Consider the following 20,224-nt stretch of genomic DNA (forward strand, 5'->3'; position numbering starts at 1 on the left):
CATGTACTCGGCGCCGAACTCGCAGTTCTCCTACTACGGCGGTTTCGACATCGGTCGCTTCTACTACCTGCGCTACACGCAGAAGTTCTGATCGAACGGCTGTCTGTCGTCAGTTGGAACGGCCCCGGAAACGGGGCCGTTTTTTTTCTCCGAGATCCGGCGCGATCGCCGCGCTTCCCGGCTGAATCTCCCTCCAGCGTCGTCGCACGTCCCACGTCCGGAGCGGCTTTTCCACGGCCGTCCTTTCCGTGAAGTCGAACGCCGACATCGCCTGGATACGAGGGTGACTTTTGCGGCTTGCGCCGCAGCGCGCCCTCGGGGAGCATAGCCGGCCCTTCGCCCGTGCCCGCCCATGCCATCCTTCGTCGATCCCGTCCACGCCCGCCTCGAAGAGCTGTTCAGGGCCTACGGCGCGCGCGTCAAGGGCCTTTTGTCGACCTACGGGCTGGACAAGCACGGCATCGACCCGGCCGACGTGGAGCAGGAAGTCCGCATCCGGCTGTGGAAGGCGCTGGAGCGTGACCGGTCCGGGGCCTTTCATGCGTCTTATGTGCAGAGGGTGGTCGCCAGTACGGTCATCGACGCGCTGCGGCGCGCCGAAGTCCGTGCCGCGGAGCCGCTGCCGGAGGAGGAAGACGACGCTCCGGTCGACCTCGGCGAGGGTCCCGTCGGACCCGAGCAGAGCGCCGGCGACGTCGAACGCATGCAGGGCATCGAGCGCTGCATGAACGAGATCCCCGAGCGGCGGCGCCTGCCGATCGCCCTTCATTTGCAAGGATTTTCCTTGCAGGAAATCGCCGATCTGGCCGGAATCGCTTCGGCCGAGGCGGCGAGGAAACTGGTCTCGCGCGGATTGGAAGAACTCAAGTCCCGCCTGCGCGAACTCGGTTACGGCAATTTCGAAGATTGAGCGCAGAACCCCTGCGCACGGGTGGCCAGGACGGCCGAGGAGACACTGCGATGAACGACAATTCCCTGTCCCGGCTCTACCGTCGGCTCACCTCGGCGCGCAGCGCCGATCTCGCTGCCGACGAACTGGTCGCCGCCGTTTCCGGCGAAGCGGACGCCACGCGTCGCGAGGCAGTCGCCGCCAAGCTCGCCACCTCGGCGCGCGAAGCCGATCTCGCCCGCCTGCTGAACGCGTTGCAGCCGGCTTCCGCCGAGCTGGCCGAAGGCGTGCGCCGCCGCGGTTCGGCGCATCCGCAGCGCAGCCGTGAGGCGCGTCCGGCACATCACGCGCGTCGCGTTTCGCATCGCCCGCTGCGCTGGGCCGGCGGCATGGCGGCTTGCCTGGCCGTCGCGCTCGGCATCGTCGGCGTCTGGCACGGCAAGGTCGACGCACCGCATCACCGCAACGTCGTCGCTTCGGCCTCGACGGCGCAGATGCCGGATCGCATCTTCACCTCGCAGGACCGGATCTTCTCGTCGAACGACGCTTCGGAGCATCACCTGTCCTCGAAGCACGGTTCCGACAAGCTGTTCCGCACGGATTTCTCCGGCGGCTGAGAAAAAGAAATCTTCTGTCTCGAGCGACGCCCGGCCAAGTGCCGGGCGTCGTCGTTTCAGCCGGCCACCTCGACCGCGCTGGCATGCTCGCGCGTCGCGGCGAACGTGACGGTCGGCCAGCGCTCCTGGGTCAGCTGCAGGTTCACGCGCGTGGGCGCCAGGTAGACCAGCTCGCCGGCCGCGTCGACGGCGAGGTTCAACGCGTTCTTCTCGCGGAACTCCTCCAGCTTCTTCGCGTCCCCGCAGTGCACCCAGCGCGCGGTGACGACGCCGACGTTCTCGAACACGGCTTCCACGCCGTATTCGTCCTTGAGCCGGTACGCGACGACGTCGAACTGCAGCACGCCGACCGCGCCGAGGATCAGGTCGTTGGACATCAGCGGACGGAAGAACTGCGTGGCGCCTTCCTCCGACAACTGCGCCAGGCCCTTCTGCAGCGCCTTCATCTTCAGCGGATCCTTCAGCCGCGCGCGGCGGAACAGCTCCGGCGCGAAGTTCGGGATGCCGGTGAACGACAGCGACTCGCCGGCGGTGAAGGTGTCGCCGATCGAGATCGTGCCGTGGTTGTGCAGGCCGATCACGTCGCCGGGATGGGCGGTGGCGGCGATCTCGCGGTCCGAGGCCATGAAGGTCAGCGCGTTGGCGATGCGCACCTCCTTGCCGCTGCGCACGTGCAGCATCTTCATGCCGGCGTCGTAGCGGCCCGAGCACACGCGCAGGAAGGCGACGCGGTCGCGATGCATCGGGTCCATGTTCGCCTGGATCTTGAACACGAATCCGGACAGCGCCTCCTCGTCCGGCTGCACCGTGCGCGTGGTGGTCGCGCGCGGCTGCGGGGCAGGGGCGTGCTCGACGAAGAAATCCAGCAGCGGCTGCACGCCGAAGTTGTTGACCGCCGAGCCGAAGAATACCGGCGTCTGGCGTCCGGCCAGGTACTCCTCGCGATCGAACGGGTGCGAGGCCCCTTGCACCAGCTCGAGTTCTTCACGCAGTTCCGCCAGCATCGCCGCGCCGATGCGCTCGGCCAGCGCCGGATCGTCCAGGCCCTTGAAGATGGTCGAATCCTGCCGCGTGAAGTTGCGGCCGGGTTCGTAGACGTGCACCTCGTCGAGCAGCAGGTGGTAGACGCCCTTCAGGCGCGAACCCATGCCGATCGGCCAGGTGATCGGCGCGCACGGGATCTTCAGCACCGACTCCACTTCGTCGAGCAGTTCGATCGGCGCGCGGCCCTCGCGGTCGAGCTTGTTGATGAAGCTCATGATCGGCGTGTCGCGCAGGCGGCACACCTCCATCAGCTTGATCGTGCGCTCCTCCACGCCCTTGGCGCAGTCGATCACCATCAGCGCCGAGTCGACCGCGGTCAGCACGCGGTAGGTGTCCTCGCCGAAGTCGGCGTGGCCCGGCGTGTCGAGCAGGTTGACGATCTTGCCCTCGTACGGGAACTGCATCACCGACGAGGTGACCGAGATGCCGCGCTCCTTCTCCAGCGCCATCCAGTCCGAGGTCGCGTGACGCGCGGCCTTGCGGCCCTTGACGCTGCCGGCCATCTGGATCGCGCCGCCGAACAGCAGCAGCTTCTCGGTCAGCGTGGTCTTGCCCGCGTCGGGGTGGGAAATGATCGCGAACGTGCGGCGGCGGTTGGCTTCGGAGAGTTGGTCGGACATGGGGGCGGTGCCGGCGCGGCGGCGAGGGCAAAACGGCAATTATAGCGGGCTGGCGGCGTCGGGCCGCGGCAGCCGGTCCCGGCGAGCCGGAAGTGTCGTCGCCGCGCACGACGACCGCCCATTGCGCGCGAGCCGAGGGTCCGGTCCTTTCCTGGCACGGGAGTCGGCGATGGCTTGCCTCATGTGGCTGCCACATCGGCAGGGCGCTACGGCTCCGATGGGCCTGCGCGCCAGACGAGCGACGGGCTCGGGCGAGTTCGACTGAGCAGGTCTGAATAAGGGCAGGAAGGCCAAAGCGGGCCACGTATTCGAGCCGTCGGGTACCCATGGCACCCGCACGTCCGAGCTTCCGCCGCGGCGCAACCGCCTTGGCGACCAGTCCGGCTGATGAAGATTGGACATATAGCCGTCTAAACGTCTATTGACGGCATGAGCGCGTGCCGATAGAGTGCGCCCCACTGCTCATCAAGACCGGCTGAGGGACAGGCCCTTTGAAGCCGGGGCAACCTGCGGGATCGAACCCGTCACGGTGCCAACTCCCGCGGGGACGCGCGTCGCGCGATCCGCCGAGAGATGAGTGCGAAGCCGACCTGCGTCGTCCGACGCGGGCCGTCGACGCAGTCTTCTCCGGAATCCCGCGGTCGATGGGCGAAACGGAGAGCCGCGATGACCTTCCAAGTCCACGCCGACGTCCACGCCTTCGAGTTCGAGCGCGCGCCGGTTCCGTTCGCCGCTTCCGAGCCGCCTGCCGTCGACGCGACCCTCGACTCGCGCGGCGAACTGTCCATCCGCCTGCATCCGAAGCACGCCGACGGCACGCGCGAGCTGCGCGTGCGCTACGCGCTGCACGGCGCCGCCGGCGCGCCGGTGGTGATCGTGCAGGGCGGTATCTCGGCCGATCGCCACGTCGTGACGACCGCCGACGGCGGCGCCGGATGGTGGAGCGCGATCGTCGGACCGGGGCGCGCGATCGACACGCGCGGTTGCCGCGTGCTGTCGATCGACTGGGTGGAGCTGGCCGATCTCGGCGGCGCGCACGCGGTCGACAGCGCCGACCAGGCCGACGCGCTCGCCGCCGTGCTCGACGCGCTCGGCCTGCGTCGCGCGCGCGCCTTCGTCGGTTCGTCCTACGGCGCGATGGTCGGCCTGGCCTTCGCCGCGCGTCATCCGCAGCGCATCGGCCATCTCGTCGCGATCGCCGGCGCGCATCGCGCGCATCCGCTCAGCGTCGCCGTGCGCAACATCCAGCGCGAGGTCGTGCGCCTTGGCGCGCGGCTCGGCGACGCTGCCGCCGGCCTCGATCTGGCGCGGCGCCTGGCGATGACGACGTATCGCGGCGAGCGCGAGTTCGCCGAGCGTTGCGCCGACGCGCCGGTATTCGCGGACGGCCGCTTCCAGTTCGCCGAAGAAGCCTGGCTGAAGGCCGCCGGCGCGAGCTTCGTCCAGCGCTTCGACGGCGCGCGCTATCTCGCCCTGTCCGAATCGATCGATCTGCACCGCGTCGAGCCGGAAGACGTGCGCGTTCCGACCACGTTGATCGGCATCTCGACCGATCGCGTCGTGCCGCTCGCCGACCTGTGCGAACTGCAGCGTCGCTGCGGCGCCGCGGCCGCGCTGCACGTGATCGACTCGCGCTACGGCCACGACGCCTTTCTCAAGGAAGACGCGCAGATTTCCGCGCTGATTTCGGAAACCTTCACTCTCATCGGAAACGCCACATGAGCACTGCATCCTGTACCCGCGCCGTGCGCGCCGGCATCGAATCGGACACGCAGCACGGCGCCGTGGTGCCGCCGCTGCACCTCAGCACGAACTACACGTTCGAGGGATTCGCGCGCAAGCGGCAATACGACTACTCGCGCAGCGGCAACCCGACGCGCGACCAGCTCGGCGCCGCGCTGGCCGACCTGGAGGAGGGCGCCGGCGCGGTCGTCACCGCCAGCGGTATGGCCGCGGTCGCGTTGGTGCTGGAACTGGTGCCGGCCGGCGGCCTCGTGCTGGCGGCGCATGACTGCTACGGCGGCACCTGGCGCCTGCTCGACGCGTGGGCGAAGAAGGGGCGTTTCCGCGTGCTCTTCGCCGACCTCACCGATCCGGTCAAACTGGCCGAGGCGCTGGCGCACAAGCCCGACCTGGTCTGGGTCGAGACGCCGTCCAATCCGCTGCTGCGCATCACCGACGTACGCCACGTCGCACAGGCCGCGCACGCGGTCGGCGCGCGTTGCGTGGTCGACAACACCTTCCTGTCGCCGGCCCTGCAGCGTCCGCTCAACCTCGGCGCCGATATCGTCGTGCACTCGACCACCAAGTACATCAACGGCCACAGCGACGTCGTCGGCGGCGCGGTGGTGGCGAAGGACAAGGACACCGCCGACCAGCTGGTCTGGTGGGCCAACTGCCTCGGCCTGACCGGTGCGCCGTTCGACAGTTTCCTGACCTTGCGCGGCCTGCGCACGCTGGCGCCGCGCCTGCGCGCGCACGAGGAGAACGCCGCGCGCATCGCGGCCCTGCTCGACGCGCATCCGGCGGTCTCGCACGTCTACTGGCCGGGTCTCGCCGCGCATCCGGGCCACCAGCTCGCCGCGCGCCAGCAGTTCGGCTTCGGCGCGATGCTGAGCTTCGACCTCGACGGCGGCCTCGAGGCGATCGAGACCTTCCTCGACGGCCTGCGCTACTTCTCGCTGGCCGAATCGCTCGGCGGCGTCGAAAGCCTGATCGCACATCCGGCGACCATGACGCACGCCTCGATGGCGCCGGAAGCGCGCCGCAAGGCCGGCATCAGCGACGCGCTGCTGCGCGTCTCGGCCGGCATCGAGGACGGCGACGATCTCTGTGCCGATCTCGACGCGGCGCTGGTGCGCGTCGAAGCGCTCAAACGCACGCGCAAGGTGAGCGCATGAGCGCCGTCCCGCGCGAAGTGGCCGCGACAGGCACGGACACGGCCGTCGTCCTGCTCGGCACCGGCGTGGTCGGCGGCGCGCTGCTGCGCCTGCTGGCGACGCCGGCCGCGTCGACGCTCTATCTCGTCGGCGCGGCGAATTCGAAACGCCAGATCGCCAACGCGCGCGGCCTGGTGCCGGGGCGCGTCGTCGCGGCGCTGGCGGAATCGGCCTCGGGCCGCGACGATGCCGGCCTGCTGGCCGCGCTCGACGACAGCGGCGCCGCGCGTCGCGTGGTGGTCGACGCGACCGCGTCGGCCGACGAGGCGGCGCGCCATGCCGACTGGCTCGGCGCCGGCTATCACGTCGTCAGCGCGAACAAGGCCGCCACCGGCGAGACGCTCGCGGCGTGGGACGATCTTCGTCGCGCCGGTCGTCGCGGCGGCGTCCTCTACGGCGACGCGGCGACGGTCGGCGCCGGCCTGCCGGTGCTGTCGACGCTGCGCCGCCTGCGCGACTGCGGCGACCGCCTGCTCGCGCTCGACGGCGTGTTCTCCGGTTCCCTGTCGTGGCTGTTCAACCAGTTCGACGGCAGCCGGCCGTTCTCCGCGCTGCTGCGCGAGGCGCGCGCGTTCGGCTACACCGAGCCCGATCCGCGCGTCGACCTCGGCGGCGCCGACGTCGCGCGCAAGCTGCTGATCCTGGCGCGCACCGCCGGGCATCCGATCGACACCACCGACGTCGCGATCGAAAGCCTCGTGCCGGCGGCGTTGCGCGACGTCGCGGTCGAAGAGTTCCTCGCGCGCGCGGAGGAACTGGACGCCGATCTGGAACGCCGCCGCGCCGACGCGGCGCAGCGCGGTCGGCTGCTGCGCTTCCTCGCACGACTGGACGAGCACGGCCGCGCGCGCGTCGGCCTGACCGAGGTCGCGCCGACGCATCCCGCCGCGCGCCTGGCCGGCACCGACAACCTGTTCGCGCTCACCACGCAGCGCTATCGTGCGCAACCGCTGGTGATCCAGGGACCGGGTGCGGGGCCGGAAGTCACCGCGCAGGCCTTGCTCGGCGACGTGCTGGCCTTGTCGGCAGCGCAGGAGCGCGTGCGCGCCTGAGCGGTGTCGCGTCCGGGATTGCCGCAGTCCGCATGCGAAAGCTTTAGCGAAGAAGAAGATCGCTGCGGATACCTTCCCCAGCCGGTGCGCTGCGCGCGCCGACCTGTCCCATGAGCAGGCGTGGCGAGGCCTGGTTCAGGCCCCGCTTCTCCGACGCACGGTCCACAGCAGCGCGATCGCCAGCGCCGCGCTGAACAGCCGCAGCCCATTGCCGGTCCAGCCGAACACGGCTTCGTCGGGAACGGTGAACACGTTCCAGGCCGCGTTCAAGGACACGTGGAACACCCAGCCGCTCCAGATCGTGTAGCCGTCCTGCGCATCGAGCACGGCGAAGATCACGCCGCCGAGGGCGGTCATGCCGAAGATCGTCAGCGCCATGCCGCCCGCGCCCCACCAGTGCACCAGGCCGAAGGCGACGGCCTGCACCAGTACGGCGGCGGCGAAGCGCCAGCGCAGGTCGTTGCGCGCGAAGACGAAGCCGAAGCCGCGGAAGACGATTTCCTCGGCGAGCGGAAACAGCGCGGCGAGGAACAGCAGGTCGCGCAGCGACCATTCGTCGGAGACCTTGCCGAGCAGGGCCAGCCCGATCCAGCACGGCGCCGTCGCCAGCGCCGTCAGCAACGGGCCGCGCCAACCGTTCCAGGTCAGACCGAGATGGCGGGCCAGGTCCGCGCGTCGCCGGCTGAGCAGGAGCGCCGCGGCCAGCGCGATCGCGACGGCGATCAGGTTGTCGAGCAGCGAGCCGCCGTAAGGCATCGGCAGCGGCGGGATCTTCACGCCGAGCGCCGGCGCGATGTCGCGCACTTGCAGCGCGAGGCCGAGCACGAGCAGCACGACGATCCCGTGGACGGCGTTGCGCAGGCGGCCTGACGGATTCATGTGCGGATTGTTCGATGGGAGACCGGATGCGCACACGACCGGGCGCCGGCTGGTGCGGGCGCCCGGTCGCGATGCGGAAATCACTGCCGGCGGATGTCGATGTCGCCGCTGAAGGTCTCGACCTTGACCTGGCCCTGGCCGGCGCCGTTGCTCGCATCGAGGTTGCTGCCGGGGCCGTGCTCTTCGTGCTTGACCGTGCCGAAGTCGCTGCGGATCGAGCCGCTGAAGCTCGACGCACGCAGGCGCGTGGAGACTTCGCCGGGCAGGTACAAGTGCACGCTGCCGCTCATCGATTCGACGTCGATGCGCAGGTCGCCCTCGGGCTGGCCGCGCAGGTCGATGTCGCCGGACACCGTGCCGGCGTTGATCTCGCTGTAGCGGGCGTTGTCGGCGTCGATGTCGCCGGAGACGGTTTCGTACTTGAGGCGTCCGCCGAGGCCGCGCGCACGGATGTCGCCGGAGACGGTCTGCACGCGGGCGCGGTCGGCCTTGCCGTCGATGTCGACGCCGCCGCTGACGCTGTCGATGTCCACTTCCTTGGCGTTGGTGGACAGGCGCAGCTTGCCGCTGACGCTGTCGACGTCGAGCAGGCGTCCGGCGACGCCGGACAGCGTCAGATCGGCGCTGACCACGCCGACTTTGAGCTCGGCGGATTTGGGGACCTTGATGTCGAGATCGGTCGGGCCCATGCGCGAGTCGGCGCCCCAGCTGAACCAGCCTTGCTTGTCCGGCGCTTCGATCTTGATGCGCAGCTGCGAACCGCCGCCTTCGATGGTCGGCCTGGCGCCGCTGCCGAGTTCGCCGCTGATCGCGACCTCGTTGCGGTCCCAGCCGCTGATCGTGACCGAACCTTTCGCGTTCGAGATCTCGATGCGCGCGTCGGCGTCGACGGTACGTTTCTCGTCGATCGGCGTACCGGCGTGGACGCTGCCCGCGGCGGTCAGGACGAGCAAGGCGAAGGGAACGGATCGGATCATCGGAGGGGCTCCAGACATCAACCGGCGTTGGCGCCGTAGTGATCGAGTTTCATGCGGCGTGCGTTGGTGCGATTCAGCAGGCCGACCAGGAAGGTCGCGTCGGGCCGTTCGGCCAGCGCCTGTTCGAGTTCCGCCTGCGCGGCGTCGAGTACGACGCCCGCACCGGCCAGGCGCGGATCGCCGCCCGGCGAGCGCATGCGCAGGTCGGCGTCGCTCGGCGACACGTGCGGAAGCTCGCGCTCGAACGCACGCGCGTCGCGCATCGCCGTTTCCGGCGCCGCGCCGCGCTGCTGCCATCCGAGCACCAGCACGCCGGCGCTGACCGCGACCAGCAGTCCGGCCGCCGCCGCCAGCGGCAGCCAGCCGCGGCGGCGCGGCGTGACCGTCGCGCGCTCCTCGTTCGCGATGCGCTTCTCGATCGCCGGCCACAGGTCGAGCTGCGGCGCGCGCGGCGCGTTCATCTCGCGCAGGCGGCGTTGGATTTCGAAGTCCGTCATGTTGCGTCTCCCAGCATCGTGCGCAGCAGACCGCGCGCACGATGCAATTGCGCTTTCGACGAGCCGACCGCCATGCCGAGTTCGCGGCCGATCTCCTCGTGTTTCCAGCCTTCCACATCATGCAGGACCAGCACCGCGCGCGCACGCGGCGGCAGCTTGGCGACGGCCTGTTCGAGGTCGGCGCGCTCGCCGGCGCAGAACGGCGTGACCGGGTCGCTGGCCGCTTCGAGCACGTCGTCCTCGACGGCTTCCTCCGGATCGCGTCCGCGCAGGTCCATCAGGGCGACGTTGACGGCAAGCCGGTGCAGCCAGGTCGAGAACGCGCTTTCGAAGCGGAAGCTGCCGAGCTTCTGCCAGGCGCGCACGAAGGCTTCCTGGGTCAGCTCCTGCGCGCGCGCCTCGTTCATGCCGGACAGGCGCCAGACGGCACCGTGCACGCGGCCAGCGTGGCGTCGGTACAGCGCTTCGAATGCGCGCATGTCGCCGTCGGCCGCACGGCGGACCAGGTCGGCATCGGGTGAGTCGGCCACTTCGGTACGTGGCGTAGCGCTCATCGGCAGGGGCATGGCAAGGCAGGCGTTCATCTTGCCAGCTTGGATGCGTGGGAGGGATGAAGGGTTTAGCCGGCTGGGGTGGGAGTTTGCGGCGGGGGCGAGGTGACCGGCTTATGGCGAAACCAAGCCCAGGCTTCCGCCGGCAGGACTGCCGCCAGCGCAGGGAGCAGGAGCATGCCTGGCCAGAGCTTGTAACGTGTGAAGAAAGGCACCCAGAGACAGACCATACCGATGCCGACTTGGACCAGCAATGGCGTTCGTAGCGGCTGCTCGCGCCGCTTGTCGGCGTGGCGGTACAGGCGCAAGAAGAAAAGATGGATCGAGTGGAGAAAAACCGCCAGGACAATCAAAAAACTGGTCCAGAACGCCGTCCAGCGCAATACGTTCCACCAGCGTTCCTGCCTGGCTGTTCGCTCGAATGTAAGCCTTTCGGCTCGAAGTACCTCGTCGGAGGTGCTGGCATCCCTTCGCGAAATCCAGTTGGAACCGTATGCCTTGTTCATCCACGTTACGACCTCGCCGATCGGTGTGGACGCAAGATCCAGGATTTCCCCGTCTTCCGAGACTCCAAGCCTGCGCAGGTAAAGGTCGTTCTTCAGTGCCGTGATCAGGCCTTGCCCGATCTCCGGCCAGTACAGCCGGAACTTCAGTTCGAACAATCCATTCGCGTGAGGATTGGAGTGCGTCAGCACCGGAGCCAGAAGCCGAGTCGTTGTTGCATCGGCAGGTGCCACATCGGTGCGTCTTCCGCAGCTTCCGAACGCACGGATTTCAGAGACGCGAAACACGCCTTCGCAGACACCGCTGCGGCAGCGCATGAAATATCGTTCCAGATAGGGACTGCACGAGGTTGCCGAGGCAATCCATGGCTCGCCGAGTCCACACAAAGCCAGCGCCATGACAGCCAGCCAGCGGATCGACGATCGCGTCATCGGGGCGCCTGCATCCAACGATGGGGTCCTCGTTGGATGAGGCTGGCGAGCGCAAGTTCCGCGCTGCGACGACCGATGTCGTCGGTCGCCACAGCATTTTCCAGTGATGGTTATCCAGCAGCGACTTTACGTACAGATGAGCCGGCCTTTTCTAGCTCCGCCGCCACGCGCCGCTGCTCCTCGCGCAACCGCGCCGGGGTGCGGGCGCCGAACGAGTCGAGGTAGCGGCCGATGTCCTCGATCTCGGCGCGCCAGCCGTCGGCGTCGACGTCGAGCAGTTCGTCGACGGAGCGGTCGCCGAGGCCGAGCCCGGCGAGGTTGATGTCGTCCTTGCGCGGCAGGTAGCCGATCGGCGTCTCGGTGGCGCCGACGGTGCCGTCGCAGCGGCCGATGATCCATTCCAGCACGCGCAGGTTCTCGCCGTAGCCGGGCCAGAGGAACTTGCCGTCGGCGCCCTTGCGGAACCAGTTGACGTGGAAGATCTTCGGCAACTTCGCGTCGGGGCGGTCGAACGACAGCCAGTGCGCGAAGTAGTCGCCGTAGTTGTAGCCGCAGAACGGCTTCATCGCCATCGAGTCGCGGCGCAGCACGCCCACCGCGCCAGTGGCGGCGGCGGTCGTCTCCGAGCCCATCGCCGCGCCGACCAGCACGCCGTGCGCCCAGTCGCGCGCCTCGAACACCAGCGGGATCAGCGACGGCCGGCGGCCGCCGAAGACGATCGCCGAGATCGGCACGCCCTGCGCATCCTCGGCACGCGGCGACCAGCTCGGCGCCTGCCTGGCCGACACGGTGAAGCGCGAGTTCGGATGCGCGGCCGGGCCGTTGGCCGGGTCGTACGGGCGGCCCTGCCAGTCGGTGACGGGCTTGCCCGGCAGGCCTTCCCACCAGGGCTGGTTGTCGGCCGTGACGGCGACGTTGGTGAAGATCGTGTCGCGCTGGATCGAGGCCAGCGCATTCGGATTGGTGTCGTTGCTGGTGCCGGGCGCGACGCCGAAGAAGCCGGCTTCCGGATTGATCGCGTAGAGGCGGCCGTCGGCGCCGGGCTTCATCCAGCAGATGTCGTCGCCGATCGTCCACACCTTCCAGCCGGCCTCGCGATAGCCCTGCGGCGGGATCAGCATGGCCAGGTTGGTCTTGCCGCAGGCGGACGGGAACGCGGCGGCGATGTAGTGGGTCTCGCCCTGCGGGTTCTCGATGCCGACGATCAGCATGTGCTCGGCCAGCCAGCCTTCCTGGCGCGCCTGGAACGAGCCGATGCGCAGCGCATGGCACTTCTTGCCGAGCAGGGCGTTGCCGCCGTAGCCCGAACCGTAGGACTTGATCGTCAGTTCCTCGGGGAAGTGCATGATGAAGCGACGCTCGGGATCGAGCTCGCCGATCGAATGCAGGCCCTTGACGAAGGTCGGCTGCTCGCCGCGCGCGAGGGCGGCGGTGCCTTCACGCTCGATGCGCGCCAAGGCCGCGGCGCCCATGCGCGTCATGATGCGCATGTTGGCGACGACGTAGGGCGAATCGGTGATCTCCACGCCGCAGCGCGAGATCGGCGAGTCGATCGGACCCATGCAGTAGGGGACGACGTACAGCGTGCGTCCCTGCATGCAGCCGTCGAACAGCGCGTCGATCTTCGCGTGCGCTTCGCCCGGTTCCATCCAGTGGTTGTTCGGGCCGGCGTCTTCCTGATGCTTCGTGCACACCAGGGTCAGGTGCTCGACGCGCGCGACGTCGGACGGATGCGAGCGGTGCAGCCACGCGTTCGGATGCGTGTCGGGGTTGAGCGGGATCAGCGTGCCGTCCTGCTGCATGCGTTCGAGCAGGGTCTGGTATTCGGCGTCGGAGCCGTCGCACCAGTGGATGTGGTCGGGGCGGGTCAGTCGAGCGACGTCGTCGACCCATCGGTTCAATGCTTCGAGTTGGCTGGCCATGGGGCAATGGCGCCGTGGGGCGCCGGTTCAAAGGAGGGTACGCGGGACGGTAGCCGCGCCCTGCAGGCAATGCAAGGCGGCGTGCCGCAACCGGGAACGGCCGCGGCGGCGCGGATCAGTCCTTGTCCGGACGCAGGATTTCGAGCAGCGCGGTGCGGCGCTTGGCCGGCAGCGCGCGGTAGCGCAGCAGCAGGGCCTGTTCCTCGCGGTTGCGCGCCTTGAGCGAGGGATCGCCGTAGGCGGCGACGTCCTCGCGCACGCCGAGCGGGGTCAGCGGGCCGCCGCAGACCAGTTCGTCCAGTGAGCGTCGCAGGATCGAACGCAGCTGCGGCAGCAGGCGGAAGCTCGGCGTTTCGCGGTCGTTCTCCCAGGCGGAGACCGACGACTTGGTGACGCCGAGCGCGAAGCCGAGCTGCTCCTGCGTCATTCCTGCCGCGACTCGCGCTTCGCGCAGGCGATCGGCGAACCGCTTCATCCGAGAAAAACTCCGCCCGACGGGGCTTTGGACGGTATGGGCGGAACGTTGCGCTGTCGTGCGGAAACGCTTGACAGATTAAGTTCGGAAATACGATACTTTTAATCGACCATTTAATCGCCGGCGCAATCCGGTCCCGAGGTGGCGGGACTGCCGCCGGCGCCTCGCAGGCGCGGTACGCGAGGGCCGGAGAACGGCGAACGGTCGGAGGACGCGGCGGGAGGCGGACTCCAACGGAAGCGATGCGAAGCGGCGGCGCGGTCGATTTCCCCGGCCGATTTCCGCTTCCGGCAGACCGCCGGCGCATCGATCGAGAGCGACATGGAACGCGTGCTCGCCCCCGGAATGTGGGATCCGGGTTCGGGCCAGGAGCGATGGGGAGGGGACGGTCATGGAGATCGACGTCGGCGCCCGCGAAACGATTTCGGCGCACCGCGAATTGCAGGTCATCGAAGCCTCGCTCGAGGATCACGAGCTGCGGCTGCGCCTGATCACCGATCCGAAATCCGTGCTCGGCACGGAGCGGCTGCTGACCGCCGAGGTCAAGCGGTTCGCCGAACTGCTGATCGGCAATCCGATTTTCCGCAAGGGCCTGCAGGAAAACCCGCGCGCGACCACTGAAGCCTTCGGCCTGCGGCTCGATCCGCTCCAGGTGCGCGCGATGTGGGACGGTCAGGCACTGCGCGAAGGGCGCCTCACCGACGCGGACCTGCAGCGCGACGGCATCCGTTGCCTCAACGCGTTCAACGAACTCAAGCGCGCGTTCGCCGGACGCATGCTGTCGGCGGTGTCCTCGAACGTCGCCTTCGACGCCTGGCGCCGCCGGCAGATCGCGCGCTGCCGCACCGAGGTCGATCCGGCCAACGCGTCGGCGATCGTGCACGCGCCGGCCACCTTCGAGCTCGCCTCCGGCTGTTCGGTCGGCTGCTGGTTCTGCGGCGTGTCGGCGGAGAAATACCGCGGCGCGGTGAGCTACGCGGCGATCCGCGACGACTGGCTGGCCGCGCTCGCGGGTCTGCGCGACGAACTCGGTCCGATCGCCTCCAAGGCGTTCCTCTACTGGGGCACCGAGCCGCTCGACAACCCCGACTACGAGAAATACTGCCTCGACCTCAAGGCGGTCTGCGGCGAATTCCCGCAGACGACGACCGCGATTCCGCTGCGCGACGTCGAGCGCACCTGGGAGGTGATCAAGCTGTCCACGCGCGAAGGCTGCCAGATCAACCGCTTCTCGATCCTGACACCGCGCGTCCTGCACGACACCCTCGCGCATTTCACGCCGGCGCAGCTGCTGTTCGTCGAGCTGGTCCTGCACAACCGCGGCTCGCTGATGGTCAAGGCCGATGCCGGGCGCGCGCGCAACAGCAAGCGCTTGCGGGAAGACCGCGAGTTCGTCGCGGTCGAGCTCGGCGAATACGCCTCGCCCGCGCTGCAGGCGGCGCGGCCGAGCACGATCGCCTGCGTCAGCGGTTTCCTGATCAACCTGGCGCACAAGGAGATCCGCCTGATCTCGCCGTGCTCGGCCTCCGACGAGCATCCGGACGGCTACATCGTGTTCGAGCGCGCCGCGTTCGCCGACGGTCGCGAAGCGGTCGCGCGCCTGCGCGAGCTGATCGCGCGGCACATGCCGACGCAGCTCGACGCCGCCACCGCGCTGTCGTTCCGCGGCGATCTGCGCTACGCCGCGGAAGACGACGGCTTCGTGCTGCGCAACGAATTCGACACGATCGCGATCCGCAACAAGGCGCATCCGGCGCTGATGCAGCGCATCGGCCATCTGATTCACGAAGGGCTCTGGAACGCCGATGCGATCTCCGCCGCGCTCGGCGGCGAATTCGGCGTGGCCGACGCGCAGGCGCGTGGCCTGCTCAATCTTCTGTTCGACAAGGGCGTGCTGCGCGAGCGCGCGGCGACCTCGTCTTGACCTGAAACGAAGGGCTTGCGGGCCGGGGTGGGGTGACTTTCCGCCCGCGGGGTAGGTGCCGTCGCATCCGCGGCGGCGTGACGTCGACCAAAGGAGGAAGGTACGTGAATGCCATGAACGATCTGTTGGGCTCCGTCGAAATCTCGGTGGAAGAGTCGAGAACGACGAATTTCGATCCGGCCATCGCCTGCGCCGTCGTGTGCTGCTGCGTGGCGGCGACGGCCTGCGCCATCGGCTGCGTGGTGACGCAGGCGAACTGACGCGACCGAAGTCTCGCCCATATCGGCGGTGCAAGCCGCCGATATTCCCTCCGAGGAAACATCCGATGACTGCGACCACGACGCCGGCGATCTCGACGCCGACGACGAGCGCCGATTCCGGCGTCCCCGATTCCGCGCCGATGCTTCCGCTGCGCGCCTGCGTGCTGGCGGTGGCGGCGAGCGCGCTCGCGATCGCGCTGATGCAGTACGCGATCATCACGCATTCCGACATCGAAGGCCTGCTGCGCCTGAAGGCGCAGCAGAGCGCGCTGGGCGCGGCGGAGATCGACGAACTGGTCGCGCGGCAGGCGCAGCAGCTGCGCTATGCGCCGTTGATGAGCCTGTTGTTCTGGCCGCTGTGCCTGGTCGTCGGAGCCGGCGTCTACGCCGCCGTCCTGCGCGCGCTCGGCGGCTCGCGATTCGTGTTCGCGCCGACGCTGCGCGCGTTCACCGTCGGCATCGCCGCCGCCTATGCCGTCTATGCGCTGGTCGGCGCGGCGATCGCGGTCGCGACCGGCGCGCCGACGTTCCCCAACGGCCCCGACGTGTTCTTCGCGCAGGCCTCGGTGCCGTGGAAGACCGCGCTGCAGACGTTCGATCTGGCCAATCTCGGCGCGGTCGCCGTCGCCGGCTTCCTGATCTTCCGCGCCGTCGACGCGCGCCGCACGGCGTTCGTCGCGATCGTGCTCGGCGTGCTCGGCGTCTACGCCGGCGCGAAGGCGGCGCTGGTGTCCTTGAGCGTGCCGGCCGACAAGCCGGTGGTGTGCGAGCTGTGCAAGCTCTCCGCCGAACCCGGCGAGCGTTCGGAGGCGCGCCCGTGAGCACGCTGCGCGCGCTGCTGGACACGCTGCTGCCGGCGATGGCGCGGCCTTCGCGCAGCGCGGCGGTGGCGATGGAGGTCTGGCGCGCCGCCTTGCTTGCGTGGCTGCTGATGGTGCTGGTCGCGGCGATCTTCTACGTCCGCTACTACACGGCGGTCGACTACGAATGGATGCACACGTTGGCGCTCGGTCAGGCCGCCGCGTTCGGCAAGCTGCCGCCGGACGCCGAAGCCGCGATGGCGCGCTTCCTGTCGCCGGCCGTGATGGCGCCGCTGGCGACCGCCGGCATGGCCCTGCAGCAGGTGCTGGTGCTGGTCGCGCTGTGGAGCTATCTGCGCCTGGTCAGCGTGCTGGCGGGATCGCGCGTGTCCTCGGCCGGCTGCCTCGGCGCGGCCTGCGTCGCGCTGCTGCCGACGGCGCTCGATTCGTTCTGCGCGCTCGCCGCAAGCTTCCTCGAATCGATGGCGACGACGTCGATCGAGCGCCTCAATCCGCTCTCGGCCGACGCGCTGGTGTTCCGCCTCAGCGAGCAATCCGTCTGGCAGAAGCCGCTGGCGGCGCTGTCGCCGACCGTGCTGTGGAGCATCGCGATCCTGTTCTACTGGCTGCGCGATTCGGTGCGCCTGCGCGCGGCCTGGGCCGCGGCGCTCGCCGTGGCGCCGTTCGCCGCGGTGTTCGCGGTGTGGGGCCTGCTCGTCGTGCTGTCGAGCCGCGTCTAGCGCCGTGCCGACGCGTCGCCTCGGCTGGATCGCCCTCGTCGCGCTGCTGGCGATCGCGCTGTTCGCCAGCCATCGCCAGCGCGGCTACGGGCGGACCGTCGTGCAGGCGGTGCCGGTCGCGCGCGGCGTGCTGGCCGGCAAGCTGTCGCTGACCGGCGCGTTCGACTACGCCAACGTCACCGAGATTCGCGCCGAGGTCGTCGCGCCGGTGGCGAAGCTGCTCGTCGCCGACGGCCAGTCGGTGCGTGCCGGCGATGCGCTGCTGGAACTGCGCGCGCCGGACGTCGACGCCGAGGTCGACCGGCTCGAGGCGACCGTCGCGCGCGTCGCCGCCGAGCTGGCGCGCGCCGAGGTCGCGCTGCGGCTCGCGCGCTCGAACGAGAGCCGCGTGCTGCGTCTCGGGCACACGCATCTGATCCCGCAGGATCGCGTCGAGACGGCGCAGCGCGAGAGCGAATCGGCCGCGGCCGGCGTGAGGGCGGCGCAGGCGTCGCTGAAGGAGGCGCAGCTCGCCGTGCGCCACGCCAGGGCGATGCAGCAGAAGCTGCACGTGACCGCGCCGGTCGACGGCACCGTGGTCGACGTCTCGATCCGCGAGGGCGAGGTCGCCATCCCGACCAGCGCGGCGCTGCCGGGCTCGCTGCTGCTCAAGCTCGCCGACACGCATCGGTTGATCGCCCGCGTCGAACTGTCCGAGGCCGAGCTCGGCAAGCTCAAGGTCGGCGACAGGGCGCGGGTCCGCTCCACCGTGCTCGGCGGAGCGCCGCTGCCCGGCGAATTCGTCGCCTTGCGCGCGCGTGCCGCGAGCGGCGAGCAGGGCAGGTTCCAGGGCGAGATCGCCTTCGCCGCCGACGCGCTGCCGACGCGGCTGGTGCACACCTCGTGCATCGCCGATGTGGACCTCGACGGCGGCGAGCCCGGCCTGATCGTGCCGCTCGAGGCGATCCGCTATCCGGGCCAGAACGTCGGCTCGGAGGCGCTGACCGCGCCGTACGTGCTGCGCGTCGGTGCGGGCCGGATCGCGATGGTGCCGGTCGAGACCGGCCTCGGCGACGACCGCCACCAGCGCATCGAGCGCGGCCTGCGCGAAGGCGATCTGGTCGTCACCGGTCCGGCCAGCGTGCTCGCCACGCTGGTCGTCGGCCAGGACGTCGTCGTCGACACTGCGCACGGCGTGCGGCGATGAACCTCGACGCGCCGGTCGCCTCGCTGCGCGGGGTCGCGAAGACCTACGCCACCGACGGCGGTCCCGTGCACGCGTTGCGCGGCGTCGATCTGGACATCCGCCGCGGCGAGCACACCGCGATCGTCGGCGGCTCGGGTTCCGGCAAGACCACGCTGCTGTCGCTGCTCGGCTGCCTGGATCGTCCGAGCGCCGGCTCGGTGGCGATCCACGGCGTGGTCACCTCGCAGCTCGACGACGAGGCGCTGGCGAGCTTGCGCAACGAGGGCATCGGCTTCGTCTTCCAGCAATTCCACCTGATCCGCTCGGCCAGCGTCGCGCAGAACGTGGAGCTGCCGCTGTACTACCGCGGCGTCGCCCGCGCGGAGCGCCGCCGCCGCGCCGCCGCGGCGCTGGACGCGGTCGGCCTCGGCGATCTCGCGCAGCGCTTTCCGCAGCAGCTGTCGGGCGGGCAGCAGCAGCGCGTGGCGATCGCGCGCGCGATCGTCGGCGATCCGCACCTGCTGCTGGCGGACGAGCCGACCGGCAACCTCGACGCGGAGAACGCGGCGCTGTGCCTGCGCATGCTGATGGCCGACGCCGCCGGCGACCGCACGCTGGTCGTCGTCACCCACGACCTCGACCTCGCGCGGCGCTGCCGCCGCGTCGTCACGCTGCGCGCCGGCGAGTGCGTCGATGACCGCGTCGATTGAACCGCGCCGCGCGGTGGTGCCGTTCGCCGACCAGCTCGCCGATGCGCTGCGCGAGGTGCGCGCCAACGCGCTGGCGAGTCTGCTCAGCGCGCTGGCGGTGACGATCGCCACGCTCGGCGTGCTGCTGGTCGCCTCGATCACGCAAGGACTGGGGCGCTCGTTCGAGCGCCTCGCGTTCAGCGGCGGCCCGGTGCTGACGATCGCGCCCGATCCGCGACCGAGCCTGTCGGCGCTGCGTCCGACGCGCCGCGACTACGTCGCCTTGCGCAGCGCGCTGCCGGACGCGCGGCGCGTCAGCCTGGTGCAGAGCCTCGGCACGCAGACGCTCGCCTCGGCGCGCGCGACGGCGGCGATCCCGACCGTCACCGCCGACTACAGCTTGTTCCAGACCGGCCGCTACGACGTGCTCGCCGGCCGCCCGCTGGTGCCGAGCGACGGGCCCGAGCAGCGCCGCGTGATCGTGCTCGATCGCGCCGCCGCCGAGCGCCTCGGGCTCGACGTCGCCGACGTCGGCAGCCGGATCCGGCTCGGCGGGCAGTTCGTGCACCTCGTCGGCCTGGTCAAGGCGAAGGGTCTCGGCGCCGATTCGAGCGGCGGCGACGGCCTGGCGATCGTGCCGGATGCCGTCGTGCCGGAAGCGTCGGCGTCGCCGTCCGCGGCGGCATTGCCGCTGGTGATCGAAGTGGAGGTCCCGCCCGGCGCCGACCTCGACACTTGGCAGGCGCGCATCGGCATCCTGCTGCGCCGCGAGCGCAACCTGGCCGGCGCGCAGCAGGCCGGCTTCGCGATCAGCTCCTCCGAGCGCGTGCGTGCCGGCATCCGCAGCACGACCGCGCTGATCTCGCTCACCGCCACCTTGCTTATGAGCATTTCGCTGGTGGTCGGCGCGGTCGGCATCGTCAACGTCTCGCTGATCAGCGTGCGCCACCGCTATTTCGAGATCGGCCTGCGCATCGCGGTCGGCGCGACGCATCGCCTGATCATGCGCCAGTTCCTGCTCGAGAACGTCATCGTCGCCGTCGCCGGCGCGCTCGTCGCGATCGGCGTGTTCGCGCTGCTGGCGGCGGGCGCGAACGATCTGCTCGGCGGCGTGCTGGTGCTGGATGCCTCGCCGCTCGTGATCGGCCTCGCGGTGCTCGCCGCGGTCGCGGTCGGCGTCGTTTCCGGCGTCGCGCCGGCGCTGCGCGCGGCGAATCTCGATCCCGCCACGGCGCTGCGCACCTGAGCG

The 20,224-nt window shown here is 69.9% G+C and carries 20 protein-coding genes and 1 riboswitch; of the genes, 12 read left to right on the forward strand and 8 right to left on the reverse strand.

Going from position 1 to position 20,224, the window contains the following annotated elements; genetic code table 11:
* The first annotated feature begins 352 nt into the window (after window positions 1–352).
* Window positions 353–910, forward strand: a complete 558-nt coding sequence (locus tag J7520_RS17660; RefSeq protein ID WP_291191233.1) for a sigma-70 family RNA polymerase sigma factor — start codon at window positions 353–355, stop codon at window positions 908–910.
* Between the two features lie 50 nt (window positions 911–960).
* Entirely contained in the window at window positions 961–1,506 is a 546-nt protein-coding gene (locus J7520_RS17665; protein WP_291191236.1) for a hypothetical protein, read from the forward strand.
* A gap of 56 nt (window positions 1,507–1,562) precedes the next feature.
* On the opposite strand, the gene J7520_RS17670 is transcribed toward J7520_RS17665, so the two are convergent.
* The gene (locus J7520_RS17670; RefSeq protein ID WP_291191239.1) at window positions 1,563–3,170 is read right to left on the reverse strand and encodes a peptide chain release factor 3; all 1,608 of its coding nucleotides are present in this window, start codon (window positions 3,168–3,170) and stop codon (window positions 1,563–1,565) included.
* 459 nt (window positions 3,171–3,629) lie between these two features.
* A riboswitch (SAM riboswitch) is annotated at window positions 3,630–3,750 on the forward strand.
* Window positions 3,751–3,836: 86 nt separating this feature from the next.
* Between J7520_RS17670 and J7520_RS17675 the strand changes: the two genes are divergently transcribed.
* From J7520_RS17675 to J7520_RS17685, 3 genes are read left to right on the forward strand one after another with little or no spacing between them, the layout of a single operon-like run.
* Window positions 3,837–4,892, forward strand: a complete 1,056-nt coding sequence (locus J7520_RS17675; RefSeq protein WP_291191242.1) for a homoserine O-succinyltransferase — start codon at window positions 3,837–3,839, stop codon at window positions 4,890–4,892.
* Entirely contained in the window at window positions 4,889–6,070 is a 1,182-nt protein-coding gene (gene metB, locus J7520_RS17680) for a cystathionine gamma-synthase (RefSeq protein ID WP_291191245.1), read from the forward strand. The genes J7520_RS17675 and metB overlap by 4 nt, the downstream gene beginning before the upstream one ends.
* Window positions 6,067–7,161, forward strand: coding sequence for a homoserine dehydrogenase (locus J7520_RS17685; RefSeq protein WP_291191247.1), 1,095 nt, complete (start codon window positions 6,067–6,069; stop codon window positions 7,159–7,161). The genes metB and J7520_RS17685 overlap by 4 nt, the downstream gene beginning before the upstream one ends.
* A gap of 135 nt (window positions 7,162–7,296) precedes the next feature.
* Here J7520_RS17685 and J7520_RS17690 read toward each other — a convergent pair whose 3' ends face one another.
* From J7520_RS17690 to J7520_RS17720, 7 genes are all read right to left on the reverse strand, one after another.
* Window positions 7,297–8,040 (reverse strand): CPBP family glutamic-type intramembrane protease, encoded by a 744-nt coding sequence (locus J7520_RS17690; protein ID WP_291191250.1) that lies wholly within the window; start codon window positions 8,038–8,040, stop codon window positions 7,297–7,299.
* 80 nt (window positions 8,041–8,120) lie between these two features.
* Complete coding sequence (locus J7520_RS17695) at window positions 8,121–9,017, reverse strand: DUF4097 family beta strand repeat-containing protein (protein WP_291191253.1); 897 nt, start codon at window positions 9,015–9,017, stop codon at window positions 8,121–8,123.
* Window positions 9,018–9,034: 17 nt separating this feature from the next.
* Window positions 9,035–9,514, reverse strand: coding sequence for a hypothetical protein (locus J7520_RS17700; RefSeq protein ID WP_291191256.1), 480 nt, complete (start codon window positions 9,512–9,514; stop codon window positions 9,035–9,037).
* Complete coding sequence (locus J7520_RS17705) at window positions 9,511–10,068, reverse strand: sigma-70 family RNA polymerase sigma factor (protein ID WP_291191412.1); 558 nt, start codon at window positions 10,066–10,068, stop codon at window positions 9,511–9,513. The genes J7520_RS17700 and J7520_RS17705 overlap by 4 nt, the downstream gene beginning before the upstream one ends.
* Before the next feature lie 65 nt (window positions 10,069–10,133).
* On the reverse strand, window positions 10,134–11,000 hold the full coding sequence (locus J7520_RS17710; protein ID WP_291191259.1) for a hypothetical protein: 867 nt from the start codon (window positions 10,998–11,000) through the stop codon (window positions 10,134–10,136).
* Between the two features lie 110 nt (window positions 11,001–11,110).
* A complete protein-coding gene (locus J7520_RS17715; protein ID WP_291191262.1) occupies window positions 11,111–12,922 on the reverse strand; it encodes a phosphoenolpyruvate carboxykinase (GTP) in 1,812 nt (603 codons plus the stop codon).
* 115 nt (window positions 12,923–13,037) lie between these two features.
* Window positions 13,038–13,397: a helix-turn-helix transcriptional regulator gene (locus J7520_RS17720; protein ID WP_291191265.1), complete on the reverse strand. Its 360-nt coding sequence runs from the start codon at window positions 13,395–13,397 to the stop codon at window positions 13,038–13,040.
* A 391-nt stretch (window positions 13,398–13,788) separates the two neighbouring features.
* Here J7520_RS17720 and J7520_RS17725 point away from each other — a divergent pair, with 391 nt between their 5' ends.
* The 7 genes from J7520_RS17725 to J7520_RS17755 all read left to right on the forward strand — a co-directional run bounded on the left by J7520_RS17725 (window position 13,789) and on the right by J7520_RS17755 (window position 20,221).
* Window positions 13,789–15,321, forward strand: coding sequence for a radical SAM family RiPP maturation amino acid epimerase (locus tag J7520_RS17725; RefSeq protein ID WP_291191268.1), 1,533 nt, complete (start codon window positions 13,789–13,791; stop codon window positions 15,319–15,321).
* A 104-nt stretch (window positions 15,322–15,425) separates the two neighbouring features.
* A complete protein-coding gene (locus tag J7520_RS17730) occupies window positions 15,426–15,581 on the forward strand; it encodes a hypothetical protein (protein ID WP_291191271.1) in 156 nt (51 codons plus the stop codon).
* Window positions 15,582–15,646: 65 nt separating this feature from the next.
* Window positions 15,647–16,402, forward strand: a complete 756-nt coding sequence (locus J7520_RS17735) for a hypothetical protein (RefSeq protein ID WP_291191274.1) — start codon at window positions 15,647–15,649, stop codon at window positions 16,400–16,402.
* Window positions 16,399–17,121, forward strand: a complete 723-nt coding sequence (locus J7520_RS17740) for a YIP1 family protein (protein WP_291191276.1) — start codon at window positions 16,399–16,401, stop codon at window positions 17,119–17,121. Before J7520_RS17735 ends, J7520_RS17740 begins: the two co-directional genes overlap by 4 nt.
* 4 nt (window positions 17,122–17,125) lie before the next feature.
* Window positions 17,126–18,307: an efflux RND transporter periplasmic adaptor subunit gene (locus J7520_RS17745; RefSeq protein ID WP_291191278.1), complete on the forward strand. Its 1,182-nt coding sequence runs from the start codon at window positions 17,126–17,128 to the stop codon at window positions 18,305–18,307.
* The gene (locus J7520_RS17750; RefSeq protein WP_291191280.1) at window positions 18,304–18,996 is read left to right on the forward strand and encodes an ABC transporter ATP-binding protein; all 693 of its coding nucleotides are present in this window, start codon (window positions 18,304–18,306) and stop codon (window positions 18,994–18,996) included. Before J7520_RS17745 ends, J7520_RS17750 begins: the two co-directional genes overlap by 4 nt.
* Window positions 18,980–20,221, forward strand: a complete 1,242-nt coding sequence (locus J7520_RS17755; RefSeq protein ID WP_291191282.1) for an ABC transporter permease — start codon at window positions 18,980–18,982, stop codon at window positions 20,219–20,221. The genes J7520_RS17750 and J7520_RS17755 overlap by 17 nt, the downstream gene beginning before the upstream one ends.
* Window positions 20,222–20,224 lie beyond the last annotated feature (3 nt).

It is taken from the genome of Dokdonella sp. (genome assembly GCF_017744955.1).
In the GTDB taxonomy this organism is placed as follows: Bacteria; Pseudomonadota; Gammaproteobacteria; order Xanthomonadales; family Rhodanobacteraceae; genus Dokdonella_A.

What these genes read in the sequence shown, in the direction of transcription:
- J7520_RS17660 (WP_291191233.1), top strand. Translation starts at nt 353, where the DNA reads ATGCCATCCTTCGTCGATCCCGTCCACGCCCGCCTCGAAGAGCTGTTC.
- J7520_RS17665 (WP_291191236.1), top strand. Translation starts at nt 961, where the DNA reads ATGAACGACAATTCCCTGTCCCGGCTCTACCGTCGGCTCACCTCGGCG.
- J7520_RS17670 (WP_291191239.1), bottom strand. Translation starts at nt 3,170, where the DNA reads ATGTCCGACCAACTCTCCGAAGCCAACCGCCGCCGCACGTTCGCGATC.
- J7520_RS17675 (WP_291191242.1), top strand. Translation starts at nt 3,837, where the DNA reads ATGACCTTCCAAGTCCACGCCGACGTCCACGCCTTCGAGTTCGAGCGC.
- metB (WP_291191245.1), top strand. Translation starts at nt 4,889, where the DNA reads ATGAGCACTGCATCCTGTACCCGCGCCGTGCGCGCCGGCATCGAATCG.
- J7520_RS17685 (WP_291191247.1), top strand. Translation starts at nt 6,067, where the DNA reads ATGAGCGCCGTCCCGCGCGAAGTGGCCGCGACAGGCACGGACACGGCC.
- J7520_RS17690 (WP_291191250.1), bottom strand. Translation starts at nt 8,040, where the DNA reads ATGAATCCGTCAGGCCGCCTGCGCAACGCCGTCCACGGGATCGTCGTG.
- J7520_RS17695 (WP_291191253.1), bottom strand. Translation starts at nt 9,017, where the DNA reads ATGATCCGATCCGTTCCCTTCGCCTTGCTCGTCCTGACCGCCGCGGGC.
- J7520_RS17700 (WP_291191256.1), bottom strand. Translation starts at nt 9,514, where the DNA reads ATGACGGACTTCGAAATCCAACGCCGCCTGCGCGAGATGAACGCGCCG.
- J7520_RS17705 (WP_291191412.1), bottom strand. Translation starts at nt 10,068, where the DNA reads ATGAGCGCTACGCCACGTACCGAAGTGGCCGACTCACCCGATGCCGAC.
- J7520_RS17710 (WP_291191259.1), bottom strand. Translation starts at nt 11,000, where the DNA reads ATGACGCGATCGTCGATCCGCTGGCTGGCTGTCATGGCGCTGGCTTTG.
- J7520_RS17715 (WP_291191262.1), bottom strand. Translation starts at nt 12,922, where the DNA reads ATGGCCAGCCAACTCGAAGCATTGAACCGATGGGTCGACGACGTCGCT.
- J7520_RS17720 (WP_291191265.1), bottom strand. Translation starts at nt 13,397, where the DNA reads ATGAAGCGGTTCGCCGATCGCCTGCGCGAAGCGCGAGTCGCGGCAGGA.
- J7520_RS17725 (WP_291191268.1), top strand. Translation starts at nt 13,789, where the DNA reads ATGGAGATCGACGTCGGCGCCCGCGAAACGATTTCGGCGCACCGCGAA.
- J7520_RS17735 (WP_291191274.1), top strand. Translation starts at nt 15,647, where the DNA reads ATGACTGCGACCACGACGCCGGCGATCTCGACGCCGACGACGAGCGCC.
- J7520_RS17750 (WP_291191280.1), top strand. Translation starts at nt 18,304, where the DNA reads ATGAACCTCGACGCGCCGGTCGCCTCGCTGCGCGGGGTCGCGAAGACC.
- J7520_RS17755 (WP_291191282.1), top strand. Translation starts at nt 18,980, where the DNA reads ATGACCGCGTCGATTGAACCGCGCCGCGCGGTGGTGCCGTTCGCCGAC.